Genomic DNA, 25,548 nt, shown 5'->3' on the forward strand with positions numbered 1-25,548 from the left:
CCTCATTTCCAAATCCGAAGCAAAGCTACAAAAAATACAAGGTAATCGGAGAGATTTTAAAGGCATTAACAACAAAAAAGATAACTACTTTTGTTATAGTCCCTGAATAACAAGTAAAGATAAACAAGCTTATGAAACGAAAAAGTAATAAAAACGGATTTACCGGATGCGCCAAAGCATACATCCGGAATTTACAGGAAGAAGGTCGTTATTCGACAGCACATGTGTATAAGAATGCAATTCTGTCATTCACAAGGTTCTGTGGTACTCCCAGCATAACTTTCGGGCAGATCACTCGCGATAGTTTGAGACGATACGGACAGTACCTCCACGAACATGGGTTGAAGCCAAACACAGTTTCGACCTATATGCGTATGTTGCGCAGCATCTATAATCGTGGTGTAGAAGCAGGGGTAGCCCGCTTTATCCCCCGGCTGTTTCGTGACGTATACACTGGCGTAGATGTACGACAGAAAAAGGCGCTCCCGGTCAGCGAACTGCATACACTTCTCTACAAAGCCCCTCAATCCCAACACTTAATCCGTACGCAAGCTATCGCACGGTTGATGTTCCAATTCTGCGGTATGCCGTTCTCTGATTTCGCACATTTAGAGAAATCGGCATTGGAAGACGGAATCCTTAGATACAATCGTATAAAAACAGGCACACCAATAAGTCTTGAAATCCTGGACACCTCCAAGAAAGAGATAAACAAGCTGCGTAACAGCAATCCACCGAGAGAAGATTGCCCAGACTACCTATTTAATATAATGAGAGGAGATAAGAGACGAAAAGAAGAAGGCATATATAAGGAATATCAGTCAGCCCTCCGCCGATTCAACAATCAATTAAAAAGCCTGTCAAGAGAACTAAACCTAAAATCACCTGTCAGTTCATATACCATCCGGCATTCTTGGGCAACAAATGCCAAATACCAGGGAATCCCTATTGAAATGATCAGTGAATCACTAGGACATAAATCTATAAAAACCACACAAACTTATCTGAAAGGTTTTGGTTTGAAGAAAAGAACAGAAGCCAATCAATTGAATTGTTTTTACGTAGAATCTTACAACACAAGTCATCAATAACACATAAACAACTATCTATCAGCAATCTGCCTTATCCATTACTTCTTAGGTAACGGATATAAATACTGCACAAAGATATATAAAAAGAGTATTACATTCCAAATTAATTATACATTATTTTATTCAACTTCTTTCGAAGAATAAAATAAGATATGAGAACACGAATCACTTTTAGTTCATGTTCCAACTATCTATTGCCAATCATCGGACCACTTTTTTCTGTCCGAAAGCTTCCAGAGACATATATCAATAAAAGACCACCGTCTTTTTTACTTTTCCCCCATGTGTTCCTGTCATTAAACAGGAGTTCCGTTACCTAAGAAGTAACAGATACACATAAACAAATAATTATGACACACAAACCCAATATCAGCAAAAATGAAAGGTCTGCTGCCAGCAACAGGTGGAGACATGCAGCAAACATTAAACATGGGCTAGCCATCATTGCCTTTGTTGCATGTATTCTGCCTGCTTCGAACCTTTGCGGACAAAATATAGCCATTAAAAGCAATCTGCTTTACGATCTAACCACTACTCTCAATATGGGAGGAGAAGTGCGATGTGACGATACGCATACCATCAGCCTTTCCCTCAATTACAACCCCTGGAACTTCGGAGGGAACAAAAAGATGAAGCATTTCCTGTTGCAGCCAGAATACCGTAAATGGTTTAATGAAGTATTCACAGGAAGTTTTATCGGCTTTCAGCTACACTATGCTTTGTTCAATTTTGGAGGAATGCTCCCCTGGGGATTCAACAATGGGAAAATGCTGGGTATTGAGAACAGGCAGATTGCTCACAACAGATATCAAGGCAATCTGGCGGGTTTCGGCATTTCCTACGGTTATCAATGGATAATCAGCCCTCAATGGAATCTGGAAGCTGGAATCTCACTCGGATATGCACACCTTAACTATAAACGCTACGGACAGTCTGAAGGTGCAGCCCTATTGGAAAAATCAAGCTGCAACTACTGGGGACCTACACAAGCAGGAATATCAATTATATATTTCATCCGATAAATCAACCTAATAATAACCACATAAAATGAAAACGAAAGCATTCATATTTTTCAGCTTATTGATATGCAATCTACTCCCGGCACAAAACATTAAACTGGATATTACTCCACACTTTCTCGGAGTGCGGGCAGATTCATTACTTCTCTCCATGGATGTATCGGTAGAGATAGAAAATATGGAGTCTAAAAATGCCGTCAGACTAACGCCCGTCTTAACCGGACAGGAAAGAAAAATCTTACTACCTTCCATCTTATTAAACGGCAAACAAAAACAAAAATTATATCTGCGTAACCAGATATTACGAAAAAAAAGCGAGCATAAGGAAGAGAACGCAACCTACCTCGTTGCCGGTATCGACGAAAGTCATTCCCGCACCATCGCTTACCGAACTTCGTTGCCCGCAGAAGATTGGATGAACCACGCAACTCTCCTCCTTCGGAGAACAATCATCCGTCCTGAAGGTGAACAAGCGTTGAAAGATACTTTACTCATTACATCTCAACCTGCTGCACTCCCATCCTCCCAAAAGAATCCGGACGAGGTTACGTCAACAGCAGAAAACACGTCTCCAGCTGATATGACAACCACAAAAATGAAATATAAAGGTTCGTATGTTTCCCCGGCTACGGATGATGTAGATATACGAAACCAGAAAGAGTTGAATTTTAATCTTGAAGAAGCTAAGATTATGGCTGATGTCAATCCACAAATGTTGTCGCTCCGCGAACTCTATACCGTAGCTCTGTCGTATGCAGATAACAAAGCTAAGTTTTACCAAATTATTAACATCAGTGTCAAACTGTATCCTGTACACCCCATCGCCAACCTAAACGCTGCCGCTGCTGCCATCGAACAAGGAGACACTCAATCAATAAGCAAGTTTTTATCGATGGCTCCTCATGACAGTCTTGCTTACAAGAATTGTCGGGGTGTATATGAGCTGATGACTGGAAACACATACGAAGGTATTCGCATGTTAAAGGCTGCTAAGACAGAAGGTTCCGAAGAAGCTTCTTACAATCTGAATGTATTTTTTGAAAATAATAAACGTCCTTAACAAACAGACACAATGAAATATTTCTTATTCTTATTCCTATTCTTATCAGTTGGTTGGCTCCACTGTCGCTCACAGAGAGTAGCAGTCAGCGTGAATGCGCTTCCGGCAATAGATGGGGCTTTCGAAGCCGGAGTCTCCTATGCCATAAGAAATAAAAGTACAGTTGAACTGACCGGCAGTCTGCGACCATGGAAACGGGAAGAGAAATATGTGAACCGCTATTGGCTGATACAGCCAGAATATAAATATTGGACTTGCCAGAAGTTTAACGGCTTTTTCTGGGGTGCTTACCTCAATGGGGCACAATTCAATATCGGAGGGAAAAAACTGCCTTTCGGTATATTCGCCGGGTTGAAAAAATACAGATATGAAGGATGGCTGGCAGGTGGAGGTATCAGTGCCGGATATCACTGGATGCTGGATAATCATTGGAATATAGAAACAAGTCTGGGAGTAGGATACGATTTTATCCGCTACAAGCAGTACAACTGCGTCAAGGAATGCGCCGGATTACGAGACAAAGGTGATTATCATTACATAGGGCCTAGTAAGGCTTCAATAAGTTTAGTTTATCTATTTTAAAATAAAACAGGATGAAAAGTTTATGGAAAGTCTGGTTCTCCAGAAGAAGAAGTATCTACATACGAATAGCACGTCAATGCCATTCTACCCCATGGAGAGTATATTATCTAGGGCATGGAGGCATCAGCAGATCAATAAAGGACATAAAGATATTGAAAGCATTGCAACAGCAAGGAATCATCTCACGAATTTATCCATGGTGAGTTATGATTGCTTTTGTTACAGATAAGAAGTCATTTAGTTATAAAATTATGAAAACAGGAGGAACTTTTATCATTGCAGCCATCTTATTTCTTTCTCTTCAGGCACAGACACCTGTAACAGGAGATGATGGCACTGTTCGAGCCACTTCCTCCAGCCTGCACAAGGCCGGGAAAGAATTACTGGTTTCTATTGAAATAGAAACCACCCGTGACTTCCTGCCCAATGAATCAATGACATTGGTACCTGTTGTCAGTGACAGTTTGGAACACCGGTTGGAATTACCAGCTATCTATATCAACAGCCGAAAACAACACATCATATTTTTGCGCGAAGCCGGCAAGAAGGAAAAAGAAGCCGAAGCATTGCAAAGAAAAAACGGAAGTCGGCAGACAATGCATTATCTGCAATCTGTACCTTTCGAAAGTTGGATGAATCATGCCACTCTCTCACTCGTTGAGAAAAGCTGTGGCTGTGGGATTCCGGGTGAAGAAAATCTCACTTGTATCGCCCGTTTACACCCACAGCCAACCCCTATTCCACAACTCGTATTCTTGACTCCCCAAGTGGAAACCTCGAAAATCAGAGAAGAAAAAGGGTGCGCGTTTATTGATTTTCCTGTCAATGTGACTGCTATATACGAAACGTACAGCAACAATACAGTAGAACTGAATAAAATTATTGAAACAATCAACACCATTAAAAATGACACCAACGTTACCATCACACACATCAGCATTCACGGCTACGCTTCACCCGACGGACCTTACCGACTCAATGAGAAGTTGGCCCGTGAACGTACTCAATCTGTGAAAGAGTATGTAAATCAGCTATATGCATTCGACGGAGCGCATATCCAGACAGACTATACTCCTGAAGATTGGGAAGGATTTGAAGCTCTTCTCTGTGATACGACTTTTCAAGAGAAAGAAGCGATAATAAAAACCATAACAAGCGACATTCACCCCGATAGCAAGGAGAGAAAGCTAAAAAAGCACTTCCCTGCATTCTACGATTTCGTCCTGAAGCATTGGTTTACTCTACTTAGACATTCCGACTACACTATTGAGTATCGTGTACGCCCGTTTACTCTTGCAGAATCCCGGAAAGTCTTTACTACAAACCCTAAAAATTTGAGTCTTGAAGAAATGTTTCGTCTCGCACTTGCCAGTACACCTGGAAGCGAAACTTATAATCAGATTTTCATGACTGCCGCACAACTATTTCCCGATAATCCCACAGCCAACCTGAATGCCGCCTGCATAGCCTTGATGCAAAGAGACGTCCAAACAGCTGCCACTTATTTGGAAAAAGCTCCGAAAGTACCGGAAACAATATTAGCAAAAGGAGTTCTATGCTTTCTTAAAAACAACTATGAAGAAGCAGAGTACTTATTCAGACAAGCTCAAAAAGCAGGACTATCACAAGCGGATAATAATCTGCAATTAGTCCGTGCACTAAAATAAACACTCATTAAAACCAAATGTAAAATGAAAAGATTCAGTAAATTAATGTCACTGCTTTTATTCGCAGCAGTCACACAGTACAGTTGCATCAATGATGCAGATGTTGTCATCGCCGATGATACTCATTCAGAGTCAAATGGCAATCTCGCCTTGTTCTTCGAGATTCCAAACGTTGCTACCAGTCGAAGTGCCGAATCGTCCGGCGTTACCACCGAAGGTTCTAAAGAAGAATATGCGGTAAAGAGTCTCACTGTTTATCTATTTGACTCGACCACAAAAACGCTCAAAGATCAGCAGGAACTGAAGAACATCAACCGGACAGTTACGAGCGGTCAAAATATACAGTACACCGCCGACAAAATCACTGTAAATCCGGGAACTTATAACATCTTTGCCATAGCTAACGGAAAAGCAATCACAGGAAATATCAGCACACAAGAGGCTTTTCTGAATGCTGTTGATGCCGTAACTTACAGTGCAGGAAAAATTCCAAGCGTACCCGAAAACGGTTTCGTTATGACCAATCGTGGAGCTGCCAATCTGAACGTTGAAGTGAAAAAACCTACAGACTCCGATAAAGTGACTAGTGTATCCATCGGTCTTGAACGCGTGGTTGCCAAAGTTGAACTGACTCAAACACAAGAAACTTTCCCACTAACAGACCCATCCGGAAAGACCTACTGTACAATCAAACTGAACAATTTTAGAATGTTGAACTTGGCAACCCAGTTTTATACTTTCCGCCATACAGCAGTACTGAACAGTTTTCAGGAACCAGACTCATATACTGATGAAAACTTCGGTGATATCAACGACAACAATGGTTATGTTATCGATCCTTATTTCTTCAAGAAAACAGTGGAGAACGCCGGGGACTTTACAAACGCCGACGGTTTCTTTGCACAAGCTCTAGTACAGTTGGATATCAACGACGGCAACTGGGCAGGCATGGCTCAAGCTAACAGCTGGTCACATATCTACTGCCTGGAAAACTGTATGTTCCTTGACGCCCAACTGAATGCATACAGCACGGGAGTTATGTTCAAAGCCAACATGGATATTGCCCCCGACCGCGTTTTCAATGAAAATGGCGATGTAGTTAGCAATCAGTCCAACTGGCCGACTAATATGTTCTACTTCAATTATAACTTTTATACCAGCGTAGATGCAATCCGTAAACTAGTCCTTAATAATTTGCCGGACGATGTCACTGACAACTCGACAACAGAAGAGCTAGCTCGATATAGTATCAAACGTTTCAAGAAAACGGAAAACTACTCTTGTTATTACAATTACTGGATCAAACACCTTGATAATAATTCTCCGGAAATGGGTGTTATGGAATTCGGTATCGTACGCAACAATATATACAGATTGTCAGTCAACAAAATTGCAGGACTCGGTAGCGGCGAACCTTTCATCGACCCGGATCAGCCGGATGAATATAAAGCCGAACTAGACATCAATTTCAATGTTTTTCCGTGGGCCGTACGTAATCAAGATGTAGAACTTGAATAAGTATTGGCCACCCGAACTAAATTTATTATAAATGCGTCCATTTTTACTCTATATTATCAGTGCCATCGCCTTGTTCTCATCCTGCAACTGGGTGAACGACGACTTGTCAGACTGCCCTTCCGGGACTTGGCTGAAAATCTCGTATACCTATAATATACTAGATGTGGACGCTGCCTCCACACAAGTAAGCGACATTACCATCCTTGCTTTCGACAAGGATGATAAATATGTGGATCGAGTGGACGTAGACAGCATTACATTACATCAAGGCTACTGTATGGTAAGAGTACCGTTTCCCGAAGGAACTTATCGTTTGCTTATATGGGGAGGGACATCCAACCACATGTACCAGCTCCCTAATCTCAAAGCTGGACAAACGGAACGAAGGTCCCTGAATATATCATTGGCATGCGATAATAAGAATCAGTCGAACAAGAAACTGAATGCACTCTTTTACAGTAGCCTTGAAAATATTACTATTAGTCAAAAATATCAGGTTATTACCGCCAATTTAGTGAAAGATACTAATTATTTCTCATGCATTCTTCAAGATGAAGCAAATGCCCCTCTAAGCCAAGAGGACTTTTCCTTTACTCTGGAATCTGCCAACGGAATAATAGACTACACAAACACACCGGTCGGTACAACTCCAGTCTACTATCTTCCATACCAGAAGGAAGTGGCTGTAATGTCCGAGCAAACTCCGGTCATCCATGCGAGATTAAATACATTACGTATCATGAAAGGAGATCAGACAACCTTATCGATCAAACATATACCAAGCGGCCAGAACATTCTTCGTCTCCCACTCACTCAATATCTGTTGTTATCCAAAATCTACAATGATATAGGTGAAATGAGTGACCAGGAGTATCTCGACCGTCAGGACTCATATACGCTTTTGTTCTTTATCCAGCCATCAGATACCGGAATTCCGCATATATGCCCAAGAATGCAAGTTAACGGATGGATTATACGCCTGAACAACTCCGAACTGGAGTCTTAAAAACGTGTGACGAAATAGTATGTGAACAATATTTAGGTGAGATGTATTTACAAAGGCTACTGCGAAGTACCCTAGTGGGCTCTTTTGCCCTCTGCTCATGTAATGTTTCCCACTACATGTAGCGTCTTAATAGAACGGTTTTTCAAAGAAAATATCGTTTTATTAAAATTGTTTGTTTTGTTTGTGTTTAGTGCATTCTGTCCAAGCGAGGAGAGAATGCACTTTTTTTGTTACAAGAGAAATCACAAAAATAAGCAGCCTTTTTATTCCACTATAATATAATAAGGTATATGGAAGAGAACACCTTCCAGTTTTTTTTCACTGATAAGATTTTTTTATAAAAACTGAAACCGTCTATTTTATTGAATATCAGCATAAAAGAATGGTCACTTTGAAAAAAAACACATATTCAATGAAAAAATTCCTATAAATCATTTGCCAGTTTCAAAAAAGTTCCTACCTTTGCATCCGCAATCGAGAAACAAACACAGATTCGAGAAAGCAAAATGCAGAAATGCAACAAAGGATGGCCCGTTCGTCTATCGGTTAGGACGCAAGATTTTCATTCTTGAAAGGGGGGTTCGATTCCCCCACGGGCTACAAGTTAAAAGAATAAAGAACTAAAAAATAGATTAGTCGAGATGGCAAATCATAAATCATCACTGAAAAGAATCAGACAAGAAGAGACAAGAAGACTTCACAACAGATATTATGGCAAAACCATGAGAAATGCTGTTAGAAAGCTTCGTGCAACTACTGATAAAGCAGAAGCAGTTGCAATGTACCCAGGCATTACAAAGATGTTGGATAAGTTGGCTAAAGTGAACATCATTCACAAAAACAAAGCTAGCAATCTGAAATCTAAGTTGGCTCTTTACATCAACAAGCTCGCTTAATAATAAGAATTTAACAATTCTATATAGCATCCAGGCTGAACTTTTAAGTTCGGCCTTTCTTGTTTATAACCAACTGAATATCAAACTTATCAAGAAAGCGGAGAATCAACCCGCATTCTTTATTTTTCACTGATTATTCTTCGCCAAGTCGACAATTTTCACTATATTTGCTCTGTTATTAAAGTTAGAAAGGCAATTATGAGCGAAGAACAAATCACTCCCAATAACGGGTCTTATTCTGCGGATAGCATCCAGGTATTGGAAGGTCTTGAAGCAGTAAGAAAACGCCCTGCGATGTACATTGGTGACATCAGCGTCAAGGGACTTCACCATTTGGTATACGAAATCGTTGACAACTCTATCGACGAAGCATTGGCCGGTTATTGCGACCACATCGAAGTAACAATCAACGAAGACAATTCAATCACAGTACAGGACAACGGACGCGGTATTCCGGTGGACTATCACGAGAAAGAAAAGAAGTCGGCACTGGAAGTTGCCATGACCGTACTGCATGCCGGAGGTAAATTCGACAAGGGTTCTTACAAGGTATCCGGAGGTTTGCACGGTGTAGGTATGTCTTGCGTAAACGCGCTGTCTACCCACATGACTACGCAAGTATTCCGCGATGGTAAAATCTATCAGCAGGAGTATGAGATCGGTAAACCGCTTTACTCTGTAAAAGAAGTCGGTACAGCCGACATCACTGGAACCCGCCAACAATTCTGGCCGGATAATACCATCTTTACAGAAACGGTATACGATTACAAGATTCTGGCTTCACGTCTGCGCGAATTGGCTTATCTGAACGCTGGTCTCCGCATCACCCTGACGGACCGTCGGGTTGTGAACGAGGACGGAAGCTTCAAGGGTGAGCAGTTTTATTCAGAAGAAGGTTTGAGAGAGTTTGTACGTTTTATCGAGTCTTCACGCGAGCACTTGATTAACGACGTTATCTATCTGAACTCGGAAAAACAGGGAATTCCTATTGAAGTGGCTATCATGTACAATACCGGATTCTCCGAAAACGTTCACTCATACGTTAACAATATCAACACTATCGAAGGTGGTACACACTTGGCAGGTTTCCGCCGTGCGCTGACCCGTACGTTGAAGAAATACGCCGAAGACAGCAAGATGCTGGAAAAGGTGAAGGTTGAAATCTCGGGAGATGACTTCCGTGAAGGTTTGACTGCCGTTATTTCTGTAAAAGTAGCTGAACCACAGTTTGAAGGACAGACTAAAACGAAGTTGGGTAACAACGAAGTGATGGGTGCTGTTGACCAAGCAGTGGGTGAAGTATTGGCATATTATCTGGAAGAACATCCGAAGGAAGCAAAAACGATTGTAGACAAGGTGATTCTCGCGGCTACCGCACGTCACGCAGCAAGAAAAGCCCGTGAAATGGTACAACGCAAATCGCCGATGTCGGGTGGTGGTCTGCCGGGTAAATTAGCCGACTGTTCGGATAAGGATCCTTCAAAATGTGAATTATTCCTTGTCGAGGGAGATTCGGCAGGTGGTACTGCCAAGCAGGGACGTAACCGTATGTTCCAGGCTATCCTCCCATTACGCGGTAAGATTCTGAATGTGGAAAAAGCCATGTATCACAAGGCTTTGGAAAGTGATGAAATCCGCAATATCTACACAGCTCTCGGTGTAACTATCGGAACTGACGAAGACAGCAAGGAAGCCAACATACAGAAGCTGCGCTATCATAAGATTATCATCATGACCGATGCCGACGTCGATGGTTCTCACATCGACACACTGATTATGACATTCTTCTTCCGCTATATGCCACAGATTATCCAGAATGGCTATTTGTACATCGCTACTCCCCCGCTCTACCTCTGCAAAAAAGGTAAAGTAGAAGAGTATTGCTGGACAGATGCACAGCGCCAGAAGTTTATTGACACTTACGGTGGCGGTTCGGAAAATGCAATTCATACACAGCGCTACAAAGGTTTGGGTGAAATGAACGCCCAGCAATTGTGGGAAACAACCATGGACCCCGAAAACCGTATGCTGAAACAAGTAAATATTGACAACGCCGCAGAAGCTGATTATATCTTCTCTATGTTGATGGGTGAAGATGTAGGGCCACGCCGCGAGTTTATTGAAGAGAATGCAACGTATGCAAATATCGATACATAATTAAATAATTACGTTTTATAAACCAACCTCACATCTTACAACGAGGAAACGCCGATGGCGAAGGAACATCCTTCGATCGGCGTTTTTCTTTTCTCCAAAGGGGCTTTCATATTCAAATCGATCAACCGTCCATCTCTTAATAAAACCTAACAGCAGAAACGTTTTCCATACAAAATCACTATCTTGCATAAAAAGCAAAGAAAACATAACTATGAAAATGAAAACTACTGCTCCTAATCCGTTATTTGCAAAGATCAGGTTGTTTCTTATTGTATTGACTTCCTGCGTAATCGCCACTTGTATTTTCTTGATTATTATTCATCCGGAAGTATGGATGATACCGGCATGCGGAATTATTATCGCATTGTGTATTTTACTATATCAGGTATATTGCATACGCAAGAACCGGAAGAGAATTTAAATGTACTGTTGCTTTTTCAGTTCTTCGGCAACAGTGACCAGCTCTTTGTACCATTCTTCACCGAACTTACGGATTAAAGACTCTTTCAAAAACTGATATACGGGAAGATTCTCTTTTTTTCCCAGCAAAACCGCTGCTTTGCATATGTCCCAACGATTATAATTCACCGCTTTATAAGGTCCGTAATCTCCAATCCGGATAGGATAAAGATGGCAGGACACCGGTTTATAGAAGGCAGTCTTTCCCTCTCGATAGGCCTTTTCGATCGCGCAATAGCAGCAACCATTCTCATCATAACAAGTAAACACACAGTCCTTATTATTGACAATAGAAGTCACCAAATCACCTTCCTGATCCGTATATACCACCCCTTGCTTTTCAATCACCGCACGTGCTTCCGAAGCCAGTTCGTCCCAGATAACCGGCAAAACCTCTTCCAGCTCCATCACCTCATCCAGCTCTACCGGAGCACCGGCATCACCTTCAATGCAACAAGCGCCCTTGCAGGCACCCAGATCGCAAAGAAACTTCTCCTGAAATACATCAAGAGACACTACTACATCACCTATTTGTATCATTTTAAACCTTATGTGAGACAAAAAGGGCGGAGTTCTACTCCGCCCTCCCAATTATAGAAATTTAAATTACTTAATCAAAACGTTTCCGTCCATTTCAGCCGGAGCAGCCAGACCCATAATCTTGAGAATAGTCGGAGCAACATCTGCCAGACGACCGTTTTCTACTTTCGCAGTTTTGTTCTCTGTTACATAAACACAAGGAACAGGGTTCAAAGAGTGAGCAGTGTTCGGAGTACCGTCTTCGTTCAAAGCGTGGTCAGCATTACCATGATCGGCAATGATAATTGCTTCGTAATCCTGTGCTTTGGCAGCTTCGATTACATCTTTCACGCAAGCATCTACAGCAATAACAGCTTTCTCGATTGCTTCATAAATACCGGTATGACCTACCATGTCACCATTAGCGAAGTTCACTACGATGAAATCATATTTGTTCTCGTTGATGGCAGCCACCAATTTGTCTTTTACTTCGAAAGCACTCATTTCCGGCTTCAAGTCGTAAGTAGCCACTTTGGGAGAAGGAACAAGGATACGATCTTCTTTATCAAACGGAGTTTCACGTCCACCATTGAAGAAGAATGTTACGTGCGCATACTTTTCTGTTTCAGCGATATGAAGTTGGCTCAAGCCTTTAGAAGCAAGATATTCGCCTAATGTATTAGATACATTATCTTTGTCGAACAGGATATGAACGCCCTTGAAAGAAGCATCGTACGGAGTCATACAGTAATATTGCAGCCCTGGGATGGTGTGCATACCTGCTTCCGGCATATCTTGTTGAGTCAATACAACAGTCAACTCTTTGGCACGGTCATTACGGTAATTGAAGAAGATAACTACATCACCTTCTTTGATTGTTCCGTCGCAGTTGGCATTCACAATCGGTTTGATGAATTCATCTGTAACACCTGCATTATAAGACTCCTGCATAGCCTGAACCATATCGGTAGCTTTCTCACCTATGCCGTTTACAAGCAGGTCATAAGCTTCTTTTACACGTTCCCAACGTTTGTCACGGTCCATAGCGTAATAACGGCCGATGATAGAAGCAATCTTGCCTGCTGATTTCTCACAGTGTGCAGAAAGTTCTTCGATAAAGCCTTTACCACTCTTCGGGTCAGTGTCACGACCATCCATGAAGCAATGGATAAATGTATTGTCGATATTATATTCTTTAGCGATATCGCAAAGTTTGAAGAGATGAACGAGTGAGCTGTGTACGCCACCGTTAGAAGTCAGCCCCATAAAGTGAACACTCTTTCCGTTTTCTTTTGCATAAGAGAAAGCAGAAACGACTTCAGGATTTTTCAGGATGCTATTGTCAGCACATGCACGATTGATTTTTACCAAATCCTGATAAACTACGCGTCCGGCACCGATATTCAAGTGACCTACTTCCGAGTTACCCATCTGCCCGTCGGGCAAACCTACGTTTTCACCGCTTGCCTGAAGTTGAGAGTGAGGATAAGTAGTCATCAGATAATCCCAGTAAGGAGTGGGAGTGTTGAAGATTACGTCATCTTTCTTTTGGTCACCTAATCCCCAACCATCGAGGATCATTAAAAGGGCTTTCTTACTCATAATATTTCAATATTTAAATTATCACTCTGATTTTCGGGCGCAAAGGTACAAAAAAGATGGTTACGTAAACGTTTAATCTATGTTAAGTTACAGGGCAGAAGTGCACCAGGCTATGAATATTTTTCTTACTTTGTAAAATTACTTTCAATATGTTGATCGAAAAACTATTATTATGAAAACAACTTTATTTTGTATCTTACTTTTGTTATCGGGTATAGTATCCGCACAAACAATCGACCATCCTCCTTTCAAAGCCCGATCAGGAAGTATTTCCAACATCACCCGCATAGAGCGCACTCCCGAGAACACAAGAGTATATATTCATGCTATCTTCCGCCCGCACTGGTGGATCATGGAGGATGGAGATACCTATCTGGAAGATGCCGCAACCGGCAAGAAATATCTGTTCAAAAGTGCTGAAGGTATCGAACTCAAAAAAGAAGTCTATATGCCGGATTCAGGAACAATGGATTATGTGCTGGTTTTCGAGCCGTTACCGTCAGAAACACAGACCATTCATTTTCTCAATCCTACTGATCCCGAAGGCAATATTTATGACATATCGCTAGTCCTGCAAAAGAAGAAAGATTCTTCTCCACTAGCCACCATCAAATGCAATTGGTTCAAGACAGACGGTTCCGGTTCATGGGAATATGGAGTTTACGACTCCATCAGCATTCTGAATAACCGGATATACATCAATGAAAATATCCGAAAAAAGGGAAAGCGGATTGAAATGACTTTAAAAGATAGAGAGAGTCAGGAGGAAATGACTTTATCATTCACCCCGCAAAAAGACGGCACGTGTAAGATTCAGCAGAAAGGAGCGGAAGAATTAGTGTACAGCAAGGAGAGAACTCCGATTACACAGGTTGCTGCAGAACCTGATTTTAAGCAATTCTTCCGCCAGGATTCAACTTATCTGCAAGGGTATATAAACGGATACGATCCTCGTTTAGGATTTGACACCGGTCTTATTTATCTGTCAAATGAACTGACCCGTGAAGATTATCCGACCGTCATCCAGATAGCCCCGAACGGTAGTTTTAGCTGTCGATTTATCATTAATCATCCGATAGAATCATCGGTAGTACTAGGACACAACTGGATTCCATTCTATATTGAACCCGGACAAACTCTCACCATGTATATCGACTGGGAAGCTGTAATGGCACGCAGCCGTGCACGCGATCATTACTTCCCTATCAGGAACACAGCATATATGGGTCCATCCGCCTCTCTCTCCTACCTGCTGAAAGACTTTGATAACCTGATAACCTATCGCTATGAGGACTTATCGAAATCACAAAAGACATTAACTCCCGACCAATACAAGGAGCACATGAAGCCTATCATTGCACAATGGAAACAGGTTGCAGACTCTGTAAGCCAAATCTATCAGCCCTCTCTCAAGGCAGTTCATCTGATAAAGAACAAGGTAGATTTGCAAGCCGGAAGTATGCTTTTTGATTTCTTGATGAGCAGAGATTATTACGCAAAGCAAGATAGCACCAATCAGGCGCTGAAAGTAAAGGAAGACGATTCCTATTACAGTTTCTTGAAAAATATGCCACTCAATGATGTAACCGTACTTGCAAACACAAACGCAAGTACATTTATCAACCGTTTCGAATATATGGACCTGTTCCGGAAAGCATATTCCGACCAGTCTTTTTCTCCATCAGACAGCATTGATTATACTTATCCGAAGAAACCTCTATTGACTTTCCTTAAAGAAAAAGGTGTGAAACTAAATAAGGAGCAGGAAGCAATAAGACTTAGACAGGAGAAGTTGGCCGGAACTACTGCCAAAATTATAATGAGGCAGTTAATTGCAGAGAACGAGAAGATGGCATCGCTCTATGAAAAAGAACAAAAACTCATACAAGAATATGTGGCATTATATTCCGAGAAAAAGGAAGAATCCCAGCAGGATAAGGATAAAATCTTTATAAAAATGAACCAGAAATATGATTTCAAGAAAGATTCCATCATTGCACAATTATATCCTACTCCCAACCCTTTGCTCTGGCAAATAGCCAAAGTGCGGAGCCTTAATTTTAATTTAGGAAATATCAAAGACAGCCAAATAGCTCATGAATATGTGGATAGCATCAAACAAATATTCACCGAACCGTTTCTCGCATCAGAAGCTGAACGAGTGCTGGAAAAGACACACCCGAAAGATAGGGCAAGATCTTATCAGTTGCCTGATGGAAAAGCGACTGAAGTATTCCGCAACATCATAAAGAATCATTCAGGTAAGGTTCTGTTTGTCGATTTCTGGGCAACGACTTGTGGCCCTTGTCGTGCAGGAATAGAGGCAACTGCCGATTTACGCAAAAAATATAAAGATCATCCGGAGTTTCAATTCATCTATATCACAAGTCAGAAAGATTCGCCCGAGAAAGACTACAAAAAATATATAGAGAAGAATCTAAAAGGAGAAGCCTGTTATTATGTTTCGGAGGCAGAGTTCAATTATCTGCGTCAACTATTCCAGTTCAATGGTATTCCACACTATGAACTTGTTGAAAAAGATGGCAGCATATCCAAAGAGCGTTTAAGCAGTTACAATATCAGGAAATATCTGGATAATCATTTCGAAGGAAAAGCAGAATAGGATCGGAGCCTCTAAATAAAGGGCACAAATAAAAGAATATCAAAAAAAGCGATACAAAGGGCGGAACCCTCTTCATTTTTCCGTACCTTTGCATCGCTTTTAAATTAAAATCATAGAAATATGGACGATTCAAACCCGCGAACGTGCACAACTAGTATTAATTAAAGCGAACAGAGTCATTGAAACCTGATGCCTCTGCTCGTGTAAAACAAACGAAAGGAGGCAATAAGATGAGAACGTATCTTTATTGTGAAGCCGGCTTTGTGGAAAAAGCTCAATGGCTTCCTAACAGCTGGGTAAATGTAGTATGCCCAAATAATGATGACTTTGAATTTCTAACTCAAACTCTCAACGTACCCGAATCATTTCTTAATGACATAGCCGATACGGACGAACGTCCGCGTACGGATACGGAAGGTAACTGGTTATTGACCATTCTTCGTATCCCTGTGCAGAACAAGCAGAACGGCAGCCTGCCCTTCGACACTGTACCGATTGGAATAATCACCAATAACGAGATTATTGTGTCCGTCTGTTATCACAACACCGATTTGCTACCGGATTTCATAGAGCATACCCGTCGAAAAGGGATTGTTGTACGCAACAAGCTGGATCTGATTTTTCGGATCATCTATTCTTCTGCCGTATGGTTCCTGAAATACCTAAAGCAGATAAACATAGACATCAGCGCCGCAGAAAAGGAACTGGAACGAAGCATCCGCAACGAGGACCTGCTCCGGCTGATGAGACTGCAGAAAACATTGGTCTACTTCAATACTTCCATCCGTGGAAATGAAGTAATGATAGGAAAATTAAGGACTATTTTCCAGGATACGGATTATCTGGACACTGAACTAGTGGAAGATGTGATTATCGAATTGAAACAGGCACTTAACACGGTGAATATTTACAGTGACATTCTCACGGGAACGATGGATGCTTTTGCCTCCATTATCTCCAATAACGTGAATACAATCATGAAACGCATGACAAGTCTGTCCATCGTCCTGATGCTCCCGACATTGATTGCCAGTTTCTATGGTATGAATGTGGATATTCATCTGGAAGAGGTACCCTTTGCTTTCTCTTTGATCGTACTATTTTCCATCGGATTGTCAACTCTTGCGTTTGTGATATTCCGGAAGATAAAATGGTTCTAATACAAAAAACAGCTTACCATCTGTGATCCTTTAGAGGATTCTAAGACGGTAAGCTGTAAATTATACGTTTTTTATTCTATAGAGAATTAATTAAAAGAGAATGTTTAGAGAGAGAAATTAAAATATCTTATCCTTCTTTACTTGCTTTTCTTCCGCCCAACGGAATAGAAACTCCAACGAATCCGTTCACAGAGTTAGAGTTCTTGCCTAAGAACATATAGTCAGTTCCGACAAACAGAGGACCTAATTTCAGACCCAGACCGAAAGATTTACCGGCTGACTGGATAGCTGAGTAACTAAGTGCTACATTGAACCAGCTTTTCGGACGGTAGTTTGCAGAGAATGTTAATTCTGTAAGAGCATCAGGCTGTACAAAACGAGTGGTTGACAATACACCTACTGCTAATTTGTTATTGAAGAATCCATATTCTGCACCTAATACTAGGGTAGAAGCAAGACGAGATTTACGAGATTCTTTAGCATCACCTACTTCAAGCTGCAACATGTCATAGTCAAGTACATCACCATTTGTTACACGGTCCATATATCCTTGAGCATCAGTTTGCAACTGATTTACAGCATTCATAACTGTCTGTGGATCATTGACATTAATCATTCCAGTATAAGTGCTTCCTTTAATATCAATCGGATCTGGGTTAGCAGATGCAATCTTTGTACTTGATTTTGACCAAGAGATAAAGCCTAAGTCAAGAACAGAAGCAGATACAGTCAGATTATCCAATATTTTATAAGAAGCTCCTAAATCGATACCAAAACCGTACCCAGCTATACCCAATTTACCGCTATCGAAATCAAAGTCAGTTACATAATCTTTACCCTCTTCTTCTTGCAATTCCAAGCCTTTGAAAGAACTTTTCAGTTCGGCACCAACAGTCAAGTTTGCATGATAGTTATTAAACTTATCCTTTAATTCTTGTGCTGCCTGTGCTGCCTGTGAAGGGGTCATAGAATTCCAATAGCTCTCACTTGACCACTGATTTATTTGTTGATCACTAGGTAAATTAGCGCTCATTGCAACTCTATTAAGTTTCAACTCCATGTTACCAATACCTAATAAAGCTTTCACTCTAGCACCAACTGTCAAACGGCTATTAATCTGACGTGAAAGTCCTAAACCAATTTCAGTATAAGCGTTAATGTTCAATTGCTGACCACTAATATCATAGTTACTATTTCTCCAGTTTTCTTCAACAGTTTCCATCTCATTCAAGAAGGTAAACATATTCTTTGTCAGGTTAGCACCGATATCTGTACGAAGACCGATATTGAATGACCAGAAGTTTTTTCCTTTATACCATCCTGCAGAAAGAATTTCTGTACTGAAGTTCACATTCAGCTTATTATTATCTTTCAGACGGTTCATGAAATCTGGTTTAGTGTAGAAATCATCGCCATCATCAATAATATCAATGATATCCTGATAGCCTAACGAAGTAGAACCAACCGTTGCATTAACAGCACCGATCACCGGAAGATTGAAGTAACCTTTAGTCGGTGTTAAAGCCGGATTCAGTTGTTGACGATAGTGAGTACCTTCCATGAAATAGGAAGTACGTAAAAACTGTGCATTTGCAGAAAGAGTGCAAACCAACATAATAAAAAATACCCCAATGAGCTTAGAAGACCATAATAGCTTGTTCGTTGCCATGATTTTAAACTTTTTAATTCTTATTATTGTTCGCAAAGATATAGCATTTTAATAACAAATAAAAGCACTAAGCAACACTTTTTTAGCCTAAACGGAACAATTTCACGGTTATCCGTAACAAAATCGTGCTTATTCTGCAAAAAAATGTAGAAAATGTGTGTAAAATGAAACAAAGCGACTTTAGAAGCTCAAAGTCAACTGGCCATCTCCCAACAGATTGAACGTCATGCGATGGTAAGGAGTAGTGCCACGTTCGGCAATGGCGGCACGATGTTTTTTAGTTGGATAACCTTTATTGTGGTCCCAGTCATAATATGGAAATTCTTCGTGAAGACGGTTCATATAATCGTCTCGATATGTTTTAGCTAAAATTGAAGCTGCTGCTATCGAAAGATATTTCCCGTCTCCTTTCACTACTGTAGTATGGGGAACACCGGGGTATTTAGTGAAACGATTACCGTCGATCAGTAAATGTTGGGGACGGGTGGTCAACTGATCCACTGCACGATGCATCGCCAGAAAAGAAGCCCGCAGGATATTTATTTCATCAATTTCTTCCGGTGACACAATGCCAACTGCCCAAGCTATCGCTTCTTTCTCTATTACCTCACGCAATGCATAACGTTGCTTTTCGGTCAGTTGTTTGGAGTCATTCAACAGTTCATTCTTAAAATCCTTCGGAAGAATAACCGCAGCAGCATATACCGCTCCCGCCAAACACCCACGACCGGCCTCATCACATCCAGCCTCAATCAGATTCTCGTTCAAATAAGGTAATAACATATTTATCGCTTCTATTTTGATACAAAGGTAATTCAAATTAAAAAAGGAGACTTGTTTTGTCTCCTTTTTCTTATTTCTCTTCTGCTTTTTTAGAATAAACTCCAAGCAACCGTAAGTCCTGCCATCACAATGGCGACCATGCTCATAAGCTTTATCAAAATATTCAAGCTCGGACCGGAGGTATCTTTAAACGGATCACCTACTGTATCTCCTACTACGGTTGCTTTATGCACTTCACCGCCTTTTCCACCAAAGTTACCTTCTTCTACATATTTCTTTGCGTTATCCCATGCACCTCCGGCGTTAGCCATAAAGATAGCCAACACGAAACCACTGCTCAAGCCACCAATCAGCAGACCGAGTACGCCGGGAACACCAAAGATAAATCCTGTAAGAATCGGAGCAACAATAGCAATCAAGGAAGGAATAACCATCTCACGCTGCGCACCCTTTGTCGATATTTCAACACAACGTTCGTAATCCGGCTCGGCTTCTCCGGTCAGAATACCCTTTATATCACGAAACTGGCGACGCACTTCGTCAACCATGTGTCCTGCCGCACGCCCTACTGCATTCATTGTCAAACCACAAAACAGGAAAGCCATCATTGAACCGAGGAACATGCCCGAAAGTACTTTCGGATTCATCAAGTGTACTTCGTAATAATCCATGAAGTCGATAAAAGTGGCATTTGCTACGCTGATAGAACTTCCATCTGCAAAAGTCAGGTCCACATTACCAAGACGTGTCAGACCGATTCGGATTTCTTCAATATAAGAAGCCAGCAAAGCCAGACCTGTCAGCGCAGCGGAACCGATTGCAAAACCTTTTCCCGTGGCGGCAGTTGTGTTACCCAATGAATCGAGCGCATCAGTACGTTTGCGAACTTCAGCACCCAAGCCGGACATTTCCGCATTACCTCCCGCATTATCCGCAATCGGACCGTAAGCATCCGTTGCCAATGTGATACCTAAGGTAGAAAGCATACCAACAGCTGCAATACCGATACCATACAATCCCATGCCGACATTACCGAAATCACCTGCGGAAGCCAACAGATAGGAAGCAATGATACCAATCACTACCGCAACTACAGGAATAGCTGTAGAAAGCATACCCAAACCGATACCGGAAATAATGACAGTAGCAGGGCCAGTCTTACCGCTTTCACTTAGTTTCTGGGTAGGACGATAAGATTGAGAAGTATAATATTCCGTAGAACGTCCGATGATAATACCTACTACCAGTCCGACTACTACGGCACAAGAAATCCAAGTCCAGTTATCTAGTTGCAAAAGCCACAGGATTAAGAATGTAGCTGCAACAATAAGCACGGAACTAAGGTTTGTGCCGAAAGCCAATGAACCGAGCAAGTCTTTCATGGTCGCATTCTCTTTAGTACGGACAGCGAATATCCCTATAATAGAAAGGATAATACCAACAGCTGCAATCAACATCGGAGCAATAACTGCCTTGAATTGCATCACTGTATCTGCCGAATGGATAAAAGCAGCAGCACCCAGTGCAGCTGTTGCCAGAATCGAGCCACAGTAAGATTCATATAAATCGGCTCCCATACCGGCCACGTCACCTACATTGTCACCTACATTATCGGCAATAGTAGCAGGATTACGAGGGTCATCTTCCGGAATTCCGGCTTCTACTTTACCTACCAAGTCGGCTCCAACATCGGCTGCCTTCGTATAGATACCACCACCTACACGGGCAAAGAGTGCTTGCGTAGAAGCACCCATACCGAAAGTCAGCATGGTAGTAGTAATCACACAGAGTTTATGAGTAGGTGTCAGCGCATCAGCAGGAATCACTGCATTCAACAACAGATACCAGAAAGATATATCGAGCAATCCCAGGCCAACTACAACTAATCCCATCACCGCGCCGCTTCGGAAAGCAATCCTCAACCCTGCATTCAGAGAATTACGGGCGGCATTAGCGGTACGAGCCGACGCATAAGTCGCCGTCTTCATCCCTAAAAATCCGGAAAGCCCGGAGAAAAATCCGCCTGTAAGAAAAGCAACGGGAACCCATGCGTTCTGTACATGAAAGCCATAGGCCATAATTGAAAACAAAATAACCAATCCCAAGAATACCCAGCCTACTATTTTGTATTGCTGTTTCAGATAAGACATAGCTCCTTTGCGCACAGCAGCAGCTATCTTTATCATTTGGGGTGTACCTTCGCTCTCTTTCATCATTTGCTTATGAAAGTAATAAGCAAAGCAGAGGGCTAACACGGAAGCGACTGGAACCAGCCAGAAAAGAATGTTGTCCATAGGATCATTTTTTAAAGGGTTTACGGAGGCTAAAAGTATGGAAATCAAATGAAATAAGCAAGTAAAAAAGAAAGAATTTATAAAGCTGAATTATTCTATCTTTTAATCTCTTTAAACAAAATGGGCACACTGTAGTTATTTACTTCATTCCCTCATTTCTATACGGAAATGAACTAATTTCGAGCTTGTGCAGATTTATTTTTGATACCTAATGGGGTTATGGCTAATGATACATGAATTTATTCGTCTGACAGCTGTTTCTTTTTCGTCTGACAATTGTCAGACGAAAGAACAACAATTGCCAGACGAAAGTTCAACAACTGTCAGACGAATAAATCTATATATGATGAATATTAAATCATCGCATATTACCAATTAAATCTTAGAAGAACTAAGATTAGTTCATTCCAGTACCGAAAGGAGCTAAAACCTGTTCACCACCCCATGATAAAATAACGAATAATAGCCCATAGTTACTAATCCTCTGCCATTCTCTGCTTATTTTGTTGGGCAAACTCTGTAGGAGTAACTCCGAATTGCTTCTGAAATATCTTTGCGAAGTAAGAAGGCGACTGGAAACCTACTCTGTCAGAGATTTCGTTGATGCGCAATTCTCCCTCCTGCAATAGTTCTGCCGCACGTTTTAATCGGATGATACGGATAAAGTCGAGTGAAGAAAGATCGGTCAGCGCCTTAATCTTACGATGCAGGCTGGAGCGGGACATATTCATGGCTGCAGCCAATGCTTCCACATTATAATTGGCGTCGGAAAGATTCTCACGCACTTTGGCTATCAGTTGGGACATCAGTTGTTCATCAGCCCGTGACATCGCACCCCCTTGCGGAGTACAAGCTCCGTAAGTGATCTGATTAATAAACATCTCATGCGTACGATGGGATTCACGCTCACGCGCCAGTTCTGCCAATAATTGCTGCTCACGGATCTTTTGTACTTCCCGGCGGCGATAGGCGCGAAGAGTCAAGACAAAGCTGCCGGACACTACAATGATATAGATAAGGTAAGCCCACACTGTACGCCACCAAGGTGGAAGAATACGCACTGATAAAGTAGCTTCTTCCTGATTCCAGACACCATTATTATTACTGCCCCGCACACGGAACAGGTAGTCTCCCGGCGGGAGCTGGGCATAAGACGCTGTATGCACATCAGATGTATAATTCCAGTCATTATCTATCCCTTCCATTTTGTAGGCATAGCGATTTGCACCCGGTGAGGTATAACTTAAAGCTACAAAATCAAAGCTGACGTTAGAACGGTAAGGCAGTTGCACACCATCCGCCGTGAAAGGAGTTTCACGTCCCTGCACGTACATTCCGGTGATATAGACTGGAGGCACAAAAGTATTCGGATGGACAATTTGTGGATTAAAAGAGACCAATCCATTGATAGTTCCCATCCAAATAGTACCATCAGAGGCAGCCAAGGCCGATTTATAGTTAAACTGGTTATCAGGTAACCCGTCATTTCGGTTGAAAACTTGCAGGCTGTCTGTTTCCGGATAAAGACAAACCAGCCCACGGTCTGTTCCGAACCAGATACGATGTTGCCGGTCTTCCACGACTTTATATGTTACGTTGTCCGGAAGCCCGTCCGCTTTGGTGTATGTCCGGAATCTTCCGGTTTCGGGGTTAAAACGCAACAATCCGCCCCGGTCTGTAGAAAACCAGATAAAGCCTTTACTATCCTCCGAAATACCTGTCACTTCATTTGTTCCGATAGAAGTGCTGTCCCCCGGTATACATTTATAGCTGACCATCTGATCTGTCTGCGGATGATACCGGAATATTCCACTGCCCATCGTTGCCACCCATATATTGCCGGATTTATCTTCGAGAATATCACGCATATAAGCATACCCGAATTGCTCCATTTTCTCAAAAGTCTGTCCTTTGTCGGCCGAACGGAAGATGTTCCAGCCATCACCCAACCAGATTGCTCCCCCACGATCGCGGTAAAGGGCAAACACGGAACCTTCACTGATACCAAGTTGTGCGGGATAGAACGTCTGAACCTGATCTTGAGGAACAATCAGGTCAATGCCCCCTTTAAAGTAACCTGCGCCAACCAAATCATCCGAAGCGAACAGGCTTAATACATTCTGACGGTCAGGCGACTGGGGAATTTTAGTGAAAGTCTGTGTTCCCGGATTCCAGTAGCAAACACCGCCATCCTGTGTACTAACCCACACCACTCCGTCTTTTCCTTCCGCCAATTCACTGATGCGTCGTCCGCTGACTGTACCGGGCGTTCCCGGAAGATAAACCGAAAAATCGAGCGTACGTACAGGCAGATAGCTGGCTCCTCCAAATTGCGTACAGATCCAGGTTCCCCCTTCACGATCACGATAAATCTTATCGACGATAGCATCTCCAAGCCCATACTTCCCTCCGGCATCGGCAGGAATATGTTGCACACTGTTGTGTTTCTCATTAATCACATAAACGCCATTCTGCGTACCCACCCACAGCTCGTCTCCGAAGCAAACAGCGTAGCGGATAATTTTTCGATGTACTTCGGGCGCAGGGAATATACTCACTTCTCCAGTCTTTTTATTGAACCGTTTCAGTTCCTCTTCATGCACTCCGACAATCAGTTCATCGCCATAATCGCACAGAGTAAAGATGAAATCCCCTTTAAGGGCTTCTGTTGCATAGGGCACAAACTTATCCTGCTCCGGACTGTAACGGTAAATTCCCGCTCCATACGTACCCACCCAGACCGTACCTTCTTTATCTACACAGATAGACTGCGGAAAGTCCTTGCTTTTATCCTTACTGGGACAGGGAATATAGCGGAACAGTTTACCCGTCTCCACCTGATAGCGGAAAACTCCCTGATTCGGTGCATTCACCCAGATATTTCCTGAATGATCTGCCAGAATATCTTCAATCCAGTTGTATCTGATTTGCTCTCCGCTCTCTGTGCGGGCATCAAAGAACGAAAACTTCCCGGTAGCAAGCTCCTGAATATAAACACCATCATCCGTACCTACCCATAATTGACGGTGATTATCCTCAAAAAGAGCGGATATGACCTGATTGCCATACTGCAAAGTTTCGTCATAGCAATTATAAAGCTTCATCGACACGCCGTCATAACGATTAAGACCGTTGCGCGTACCCAGCCAGATAAAACCGTAACTATCTTGAATAATGGACTTGACATGACTGTTCGAAAGACCGCTTCCTCCATCTACACGGATAAAGTTATACTGTCCCGTCGCGGCAAAATCCGGAAGGAAAAAACAAATAGAAAGGAGAAAAAGCAGCAATTTCCTTTTCATACACAGATATTAGATAGCGACAAATATAGTTTTTTTTACGCTAAATGCATAGGAAGGATGAAACATTTGTTGCACGGATGGCAATAAATGTCGCACTGCAAAGGGCTATCGCACACTTGAAACATCTCTTGCACATCT

19 protein-coding genes and 1 tRNA gene are annotated in these 25,548 nt (G+C 42.0%); 14 read left to right on the plus strand and 6 right to left on the minus strand.

What is annotated here, in order from left to right:
- The first annotated feature begins 131 nt into the window (after positions 1–131).
- The 12 genes from AB5217_RS06965 (at position 132) to AB5217_RS07020 (ending at position 11,417) form a co-directional block, all read left to right on the plus strand.
- On the plus strand, positions 132–1,091 hold the full coding sequence (locus AB5217_RS06965) for a tyrosine-type DNA invertase cluster 3b (protein ID WP_118161315.1): 960 nt from the start codon (positions 132–134) through the stop codon (positions 1,089–1,091).
- Positions 1,092–1,441: 350 nt separating this feature from the next.
- Positions 1,442–2,113, plus strand: coding sequence for a DUF3575 domain-containing protein (locus AB5217_RS06970; RefSeq protein WP_004298228.1), 672 nt, complete (start codon positions 1,442–1,444; stop codon positions 2,111–2,113).
- Between the two features lie 25 nt (positions 2,114–2,138).
- A complete protein-coding gene (locus AB5217_RS06975) occupies positions 2,139–3,170 on the plus strand; it encodes a DUF3868 domain-containing protein (RefSeq protein WP_004298229.1) in 1,032 nt (343 codons plus the stop codon).
- 12 nt (positions 3,171–3,182) lie between these two features.
- Positions 3,183–3,752 (plus strand): DUF3575 domain-containing protein, encoded by a 570-nt coding sequence (locus tag AB5217_RS06980; protein ID WP_004298230.1) that lies wholly within the window; start codon positions 3,183–3,185, stop codon positions 3,750–3,752.
- Positions 3,753–3,763: 11 nt separating this feature from the next.
- Entirely contained in the window at positions 3,764–3,955 is a 192-nt protein-coding gene (locus AB5217_RS06985) for a hypothetical protein (RefSeq protein ID WP_074726671.1), read from the plus strand.
- A 48-nt stretch (positions 3,956–4,003) separates the two neighbouring features.
- On the plus strand, positions 4,004–5,419 hold the full coding sequence (locus AB5217_RS06990; RefSeq protein WP_368112671.1) for a hypothetical protein: 1,416 nt from the start codon (positions 4,004–4,006) through the stop codon (positions 5,417–5,419).
- A 24-nt stretch (positions 5,420–5,443) separates the two neighbouring features.
- Positions 5,444–6,937 carry an Mfa1 family fimbria major subunit gene (locus tag AB5217_RS06995; RefSeq protein ID WP_004307388.1) on the plus strand — a complete coding sequence of 498 codons (1,494 nt, stop codon included), beginning with the start codon at positions 5,444–5,446 and terminating at the stop codon, positions 6,935–6,937.
- A 31-nt stretch (positions 6,938–6,968) separates the two neighbouring features.
- The gene (locus AB5217_RS07000) at positions 6,969–7,943 is read left to right on the plus strand and encodes a FimB/Mfa2 family fimbrial subunit (RefSeq protein ID WP_004298233.1); all 975 of its coding nucleotides are present in this window, start codon (positions 6,969–6,971) and stop codon (positions 7,941–7,943) included.
- Between the two features lie 528 nt (positions 7,944–8,471).
- A tRNA-Glu gene (locus tag AB5217_RS07005) sits at positions 8,472–8,543 on the plus strand.
- Positions 8,544–8,584: 41 nt separating this feature from the next.
- A complete protein-coding gene (gene rpsT / locus AB5217_RS07010) occupies positions 8,585–8,839 on the plus strand; it encodes a 30S ribosomal protein S20 (RefSeq protein ID WP_004298235.1) in 255 nt (84 codons plus the stop codon).
- A 198-nt stretch (positions 8,840–9,037) separates the two neighbouring features.
- On the plus strand, positions 9,038–10,996 hold the full coding sequence (gene gyrB, locus AB5217_RS07015; RefSeq protein ID WP_004298236.1) for a DNA topoisomerase (ATP-hydrolyzing) subunit B: 1,959 nt from the start codon (positions 9,038–9,040) through the stop codon (positions 10,994–10,996).
- A gap of 211 nt (positions 10,997–11,207) precedes the next feature.
- Complete coding sequence (locus AB5217_RS07020) at positions 11,208–11,417, plus strand: hypothetical protein (RefSeq protein WP_004298238.1); 210 nt, start codon at positions 11,208–11,210, stop codon at positions 11,415–11,417.
- On the opposite strand, the gene AB5217_RS07025 is transcribed toward AB5217_RS07020, so the two are convergent.
- Together AB5217_RS07025 and gpmI are read right to left on the minus strand one after the other, a co-directional pair.
- On the minus strand, positions 11,414–11,995 hold the full coding sequence (locus tag AB5217_RS07025) for a DUF3109 family protein (RefSeq protein ID WP_032842878.1): 582 nt from the start codon (positions 11,993–11,995) through the stop codon (positions 11,414–11,416). The genes AB5217_RS07020 and AB5217_RS07025 overlap by 4 nt on opposite strands.
- Positions 11,996–12,061: 66 nt before the next feature.
- Positions 12,062–13,576, minus strand: coding sequence for a 2,3-bisphosphoglycerate-independent phosphoglycerate mutase (gene gpmI, locus AB5217_RS07030; protein ID WP_032842877.1), 1,515 nt, complete (start codon positions 13,574–13,576; stop codon positions 12,062–12,064).
- 172 nt (positions 13,577–13,748) lie between these two features.
- Between gpmI and AB5217_RS07035 the strand changes: the two genes are divergently transcribed.
- Together AB5217_RS07035 and AB5217_RS07040 are read left to right on the plus strand one after the other, a co-directional pair.
- Complete coding sequence (locus AB5217_RS07035; protein ID WP_032854562.1) at positions 13,749–16,199, plus strand: TlpA family protein disulfide reductase; 2,451 nt, start codon at positions 13,749–13,751, stop codon at positions 16,197–16,199.
- Positions 16,200–16,429: 230 nt separating this feature from the next.
- On the plus strand, positions 16,430–17,359 hold the full coding sequence (locus tag AB5217_RS07040) for a magnesium transporter CorA family protein (protein ID WP_008776058.1): 930 nt from the start codon (positions 16,430–16,432) through the stop codon (positions 17,357–17,359).
- Between the two features lie 127 nt (positions 17,360–17,486).
- Here the strand turns inward: AB5217_RS07040 and AB5217_RS07045 are convergent, their stop codons facing one another.
- The 4 genes from AB5217_RS07045 to AB5217_RS07060 form a co-directional block, all read right to left on the minus strand.
- Positions 17,487–19,028, minus strand: a complete 1,542-nt coding sequence (locus AB5217_RS07045) for a DUF5723 family protein (protein WP_004324373.1) — start codon at positions 19,026–19,028, stop codon at positions 17,487–17,489.
- 180 nt (positions 19,029–19,208) lie between these two features.
- Positions 19,209–19,811, minus strand: coding sequence for a ribonuclease HII (locus AB5217_RS07050; protein WP_004298244.1), 603 nt, complete (start codon positions 19,809–19,811; stop codon positions 19,209–19,211).
- A gap of 89 nt (positions 19,812–19,900) precedes the next feature.
- The gene (locus AB5217_RS07055; RefSeq protein ID WP_118161317.1) at positions 19,901–22,105 is read right to left on the minus strand and encodes a sodium-translocating pyrophosphatase; all 2,205 of its coding nucleotides are present in this window, start codon (positions 22,103–22,105) and stop codon (positions 19,901–19,903) included.
- A 476-nt stretch (positions 22,106–22,581) separates the two neighbouring features.
- Entirely contained in the window at positions 22,582–25,410 is a 2,829-nt protein-coding gene (locus AB5217_RS07060) for a two-component regulator propeller domain-containing protein (protein ID WP_032842874.1), read from the minus strand.
- Between the last annotated feature and the right edge of the window lie 138 nt (positions 25,411–25,548).

This window comes from Bacteroides sp. MSSM.1001136sp1_RTP21357st2_D2_RTP21359_211015 (assembly GCF_040913205.1).
Taxonomy (GTDB): Bacteria; Bacteroidota; Bacteroidia; order Bacteroidales; family Bacteroidaceae; genus Bacteroides; species Bacteroides ovatus.

Excerpts from the sequence above, each read along its gene's own strand:
- AB5217_RS06965 (WP_118161315.1), top strand. The coding sequence starts at position 132 with ATGAAACGAAAAAGTAATAAAAACGGATTTACCGGATGCGCCAAAGCA.
- AB5217_RS06970 (WP_004298228.1), top strand. The coding sequence starts at position 1,442 with ATGACACACAAACCCAATATCAGCAAAAATGAAAGGTCTGCTGCCAGC.
- AB5217_RS06975 (WP_004298229.1), top strand. The coding sequence starts at position 2,139 with ATGAAAACGAAAGCATTCATATTTTTCAGCTTATTGATATGCAATCTA.
- AB5217_RS06980 (WP_004298230.1), top strand. The coding sequence starts at position 3,183 with ATGAAATATTTCTTATTCTTATTCCTATTCTTATCAGTTGGTTGGCTC.
- AB5217_RS06985 (WP_074726671.1), top strand. The coding sequence starts at position 3,764 with ATGAAAAGTTTATGGAAAGTCTGGTTCTCCAGAAGAAGAAGTATCTAC.
- AB5217_RS06990 (WP_368112671.1), top strand. The coding sequence starts at position 4,004 with ATGAAAACAGGAGGAACTTTTATCATTGCAGCCATCTTATTTCTTTCT.
- AB5217_RS06995 (WP_004307388.1), top strand. The coding sequence starts at position 5,444 with ATGAAAAGATTCAGTAAATTAATGTCACTGCTTTTATTCGCAGCAGTC.
- AB5217_RS07000 (WP_004298233.1), top strand. The coding sequence starts at position 6,969 with ATGCGTCCATTTTTACTCTATATTATCAGTGCCATCGCCTTGTTCTCA.
- rpsT (WP_004298235.1), top strand. The coding sequence starts at position 8,585 with ATGGCAAATCATAAATCATCACTGAAAAGAATCAGACAAGAAGAGACA.
- gyrB (WP_004298236.1), top strand. The coding sequence starts at position 9,038 with ATGAGCGAAGAACAAATCACTCCCAATAACGGGTCTTATTCTGCGGAT.
- AB5217_RS07020 (WP_004298238.1), top strand. The coding sequence starts at position 11,208 with ATGAAAATGAAAACTACTGCTCCTAATCCGTTATTTGCAAAGATCAGG.
- AB5217_RS07025 (WP_032842878.1), bottom strand. The coding sequence starts at position 11,995 with ATGATACAAATAGGTGATGTAGTAGTGTCTCTTGATGTATTTCAGGAG.
- gpmI (WP_032842877.1), bottom strand. The coding sequence starts at position 13,576 with ATGAGTAAGAAAGCCCTTTTAATGATCCTCGATGGTTGGGGATTAGGT.
- AB5217_RS07035 (WP_032854562.1), top strand. The coding sequence starts at position 13,749 with ATGAAAACAACTTTATTTTGTATCTTACTTTTGTTATCGGGTATAGTA.
- AB5217_RS07040 (WP_008776058.1), top strand. The coding sequence starts at position 16,430 with ATGAGAACGTATCTTTATTGTGAAGCCGGCTTTGTGGAAAAAGCTCAA.
- AB5217_RS07045 (WP_004324373.1), bottom strand. The coding sequence starts at position 19,028 with ATGGCAACGAACAAGCTATTATGGTCTTCTAAGCTCATTGGGGTATTT.
- AB5217_RS07050 (WP_004298244.1), bottom strand. The coding sequence starts at position 19,811 with ATGTTATTACCTTATTTGAACGAGAATCTGATTGAGGCTGGATGTGAT.
- AB5217_RS07055 (WP_118161317.1), bottom strand. The coding sequence starts at position 22,105 with ATGGACAACATTCTTTTCTGGCTGGTTCCAGTCGCTTCCGTGTTAGCC.
- AB5217_RS07060 (WP_032842874.1), bottom strand. The coding sequence starts at position 25,410 with ATGAAAAGGAAATTGCTGCTTTTTCTCCTTTCTATTTGTTTTTTCCTT.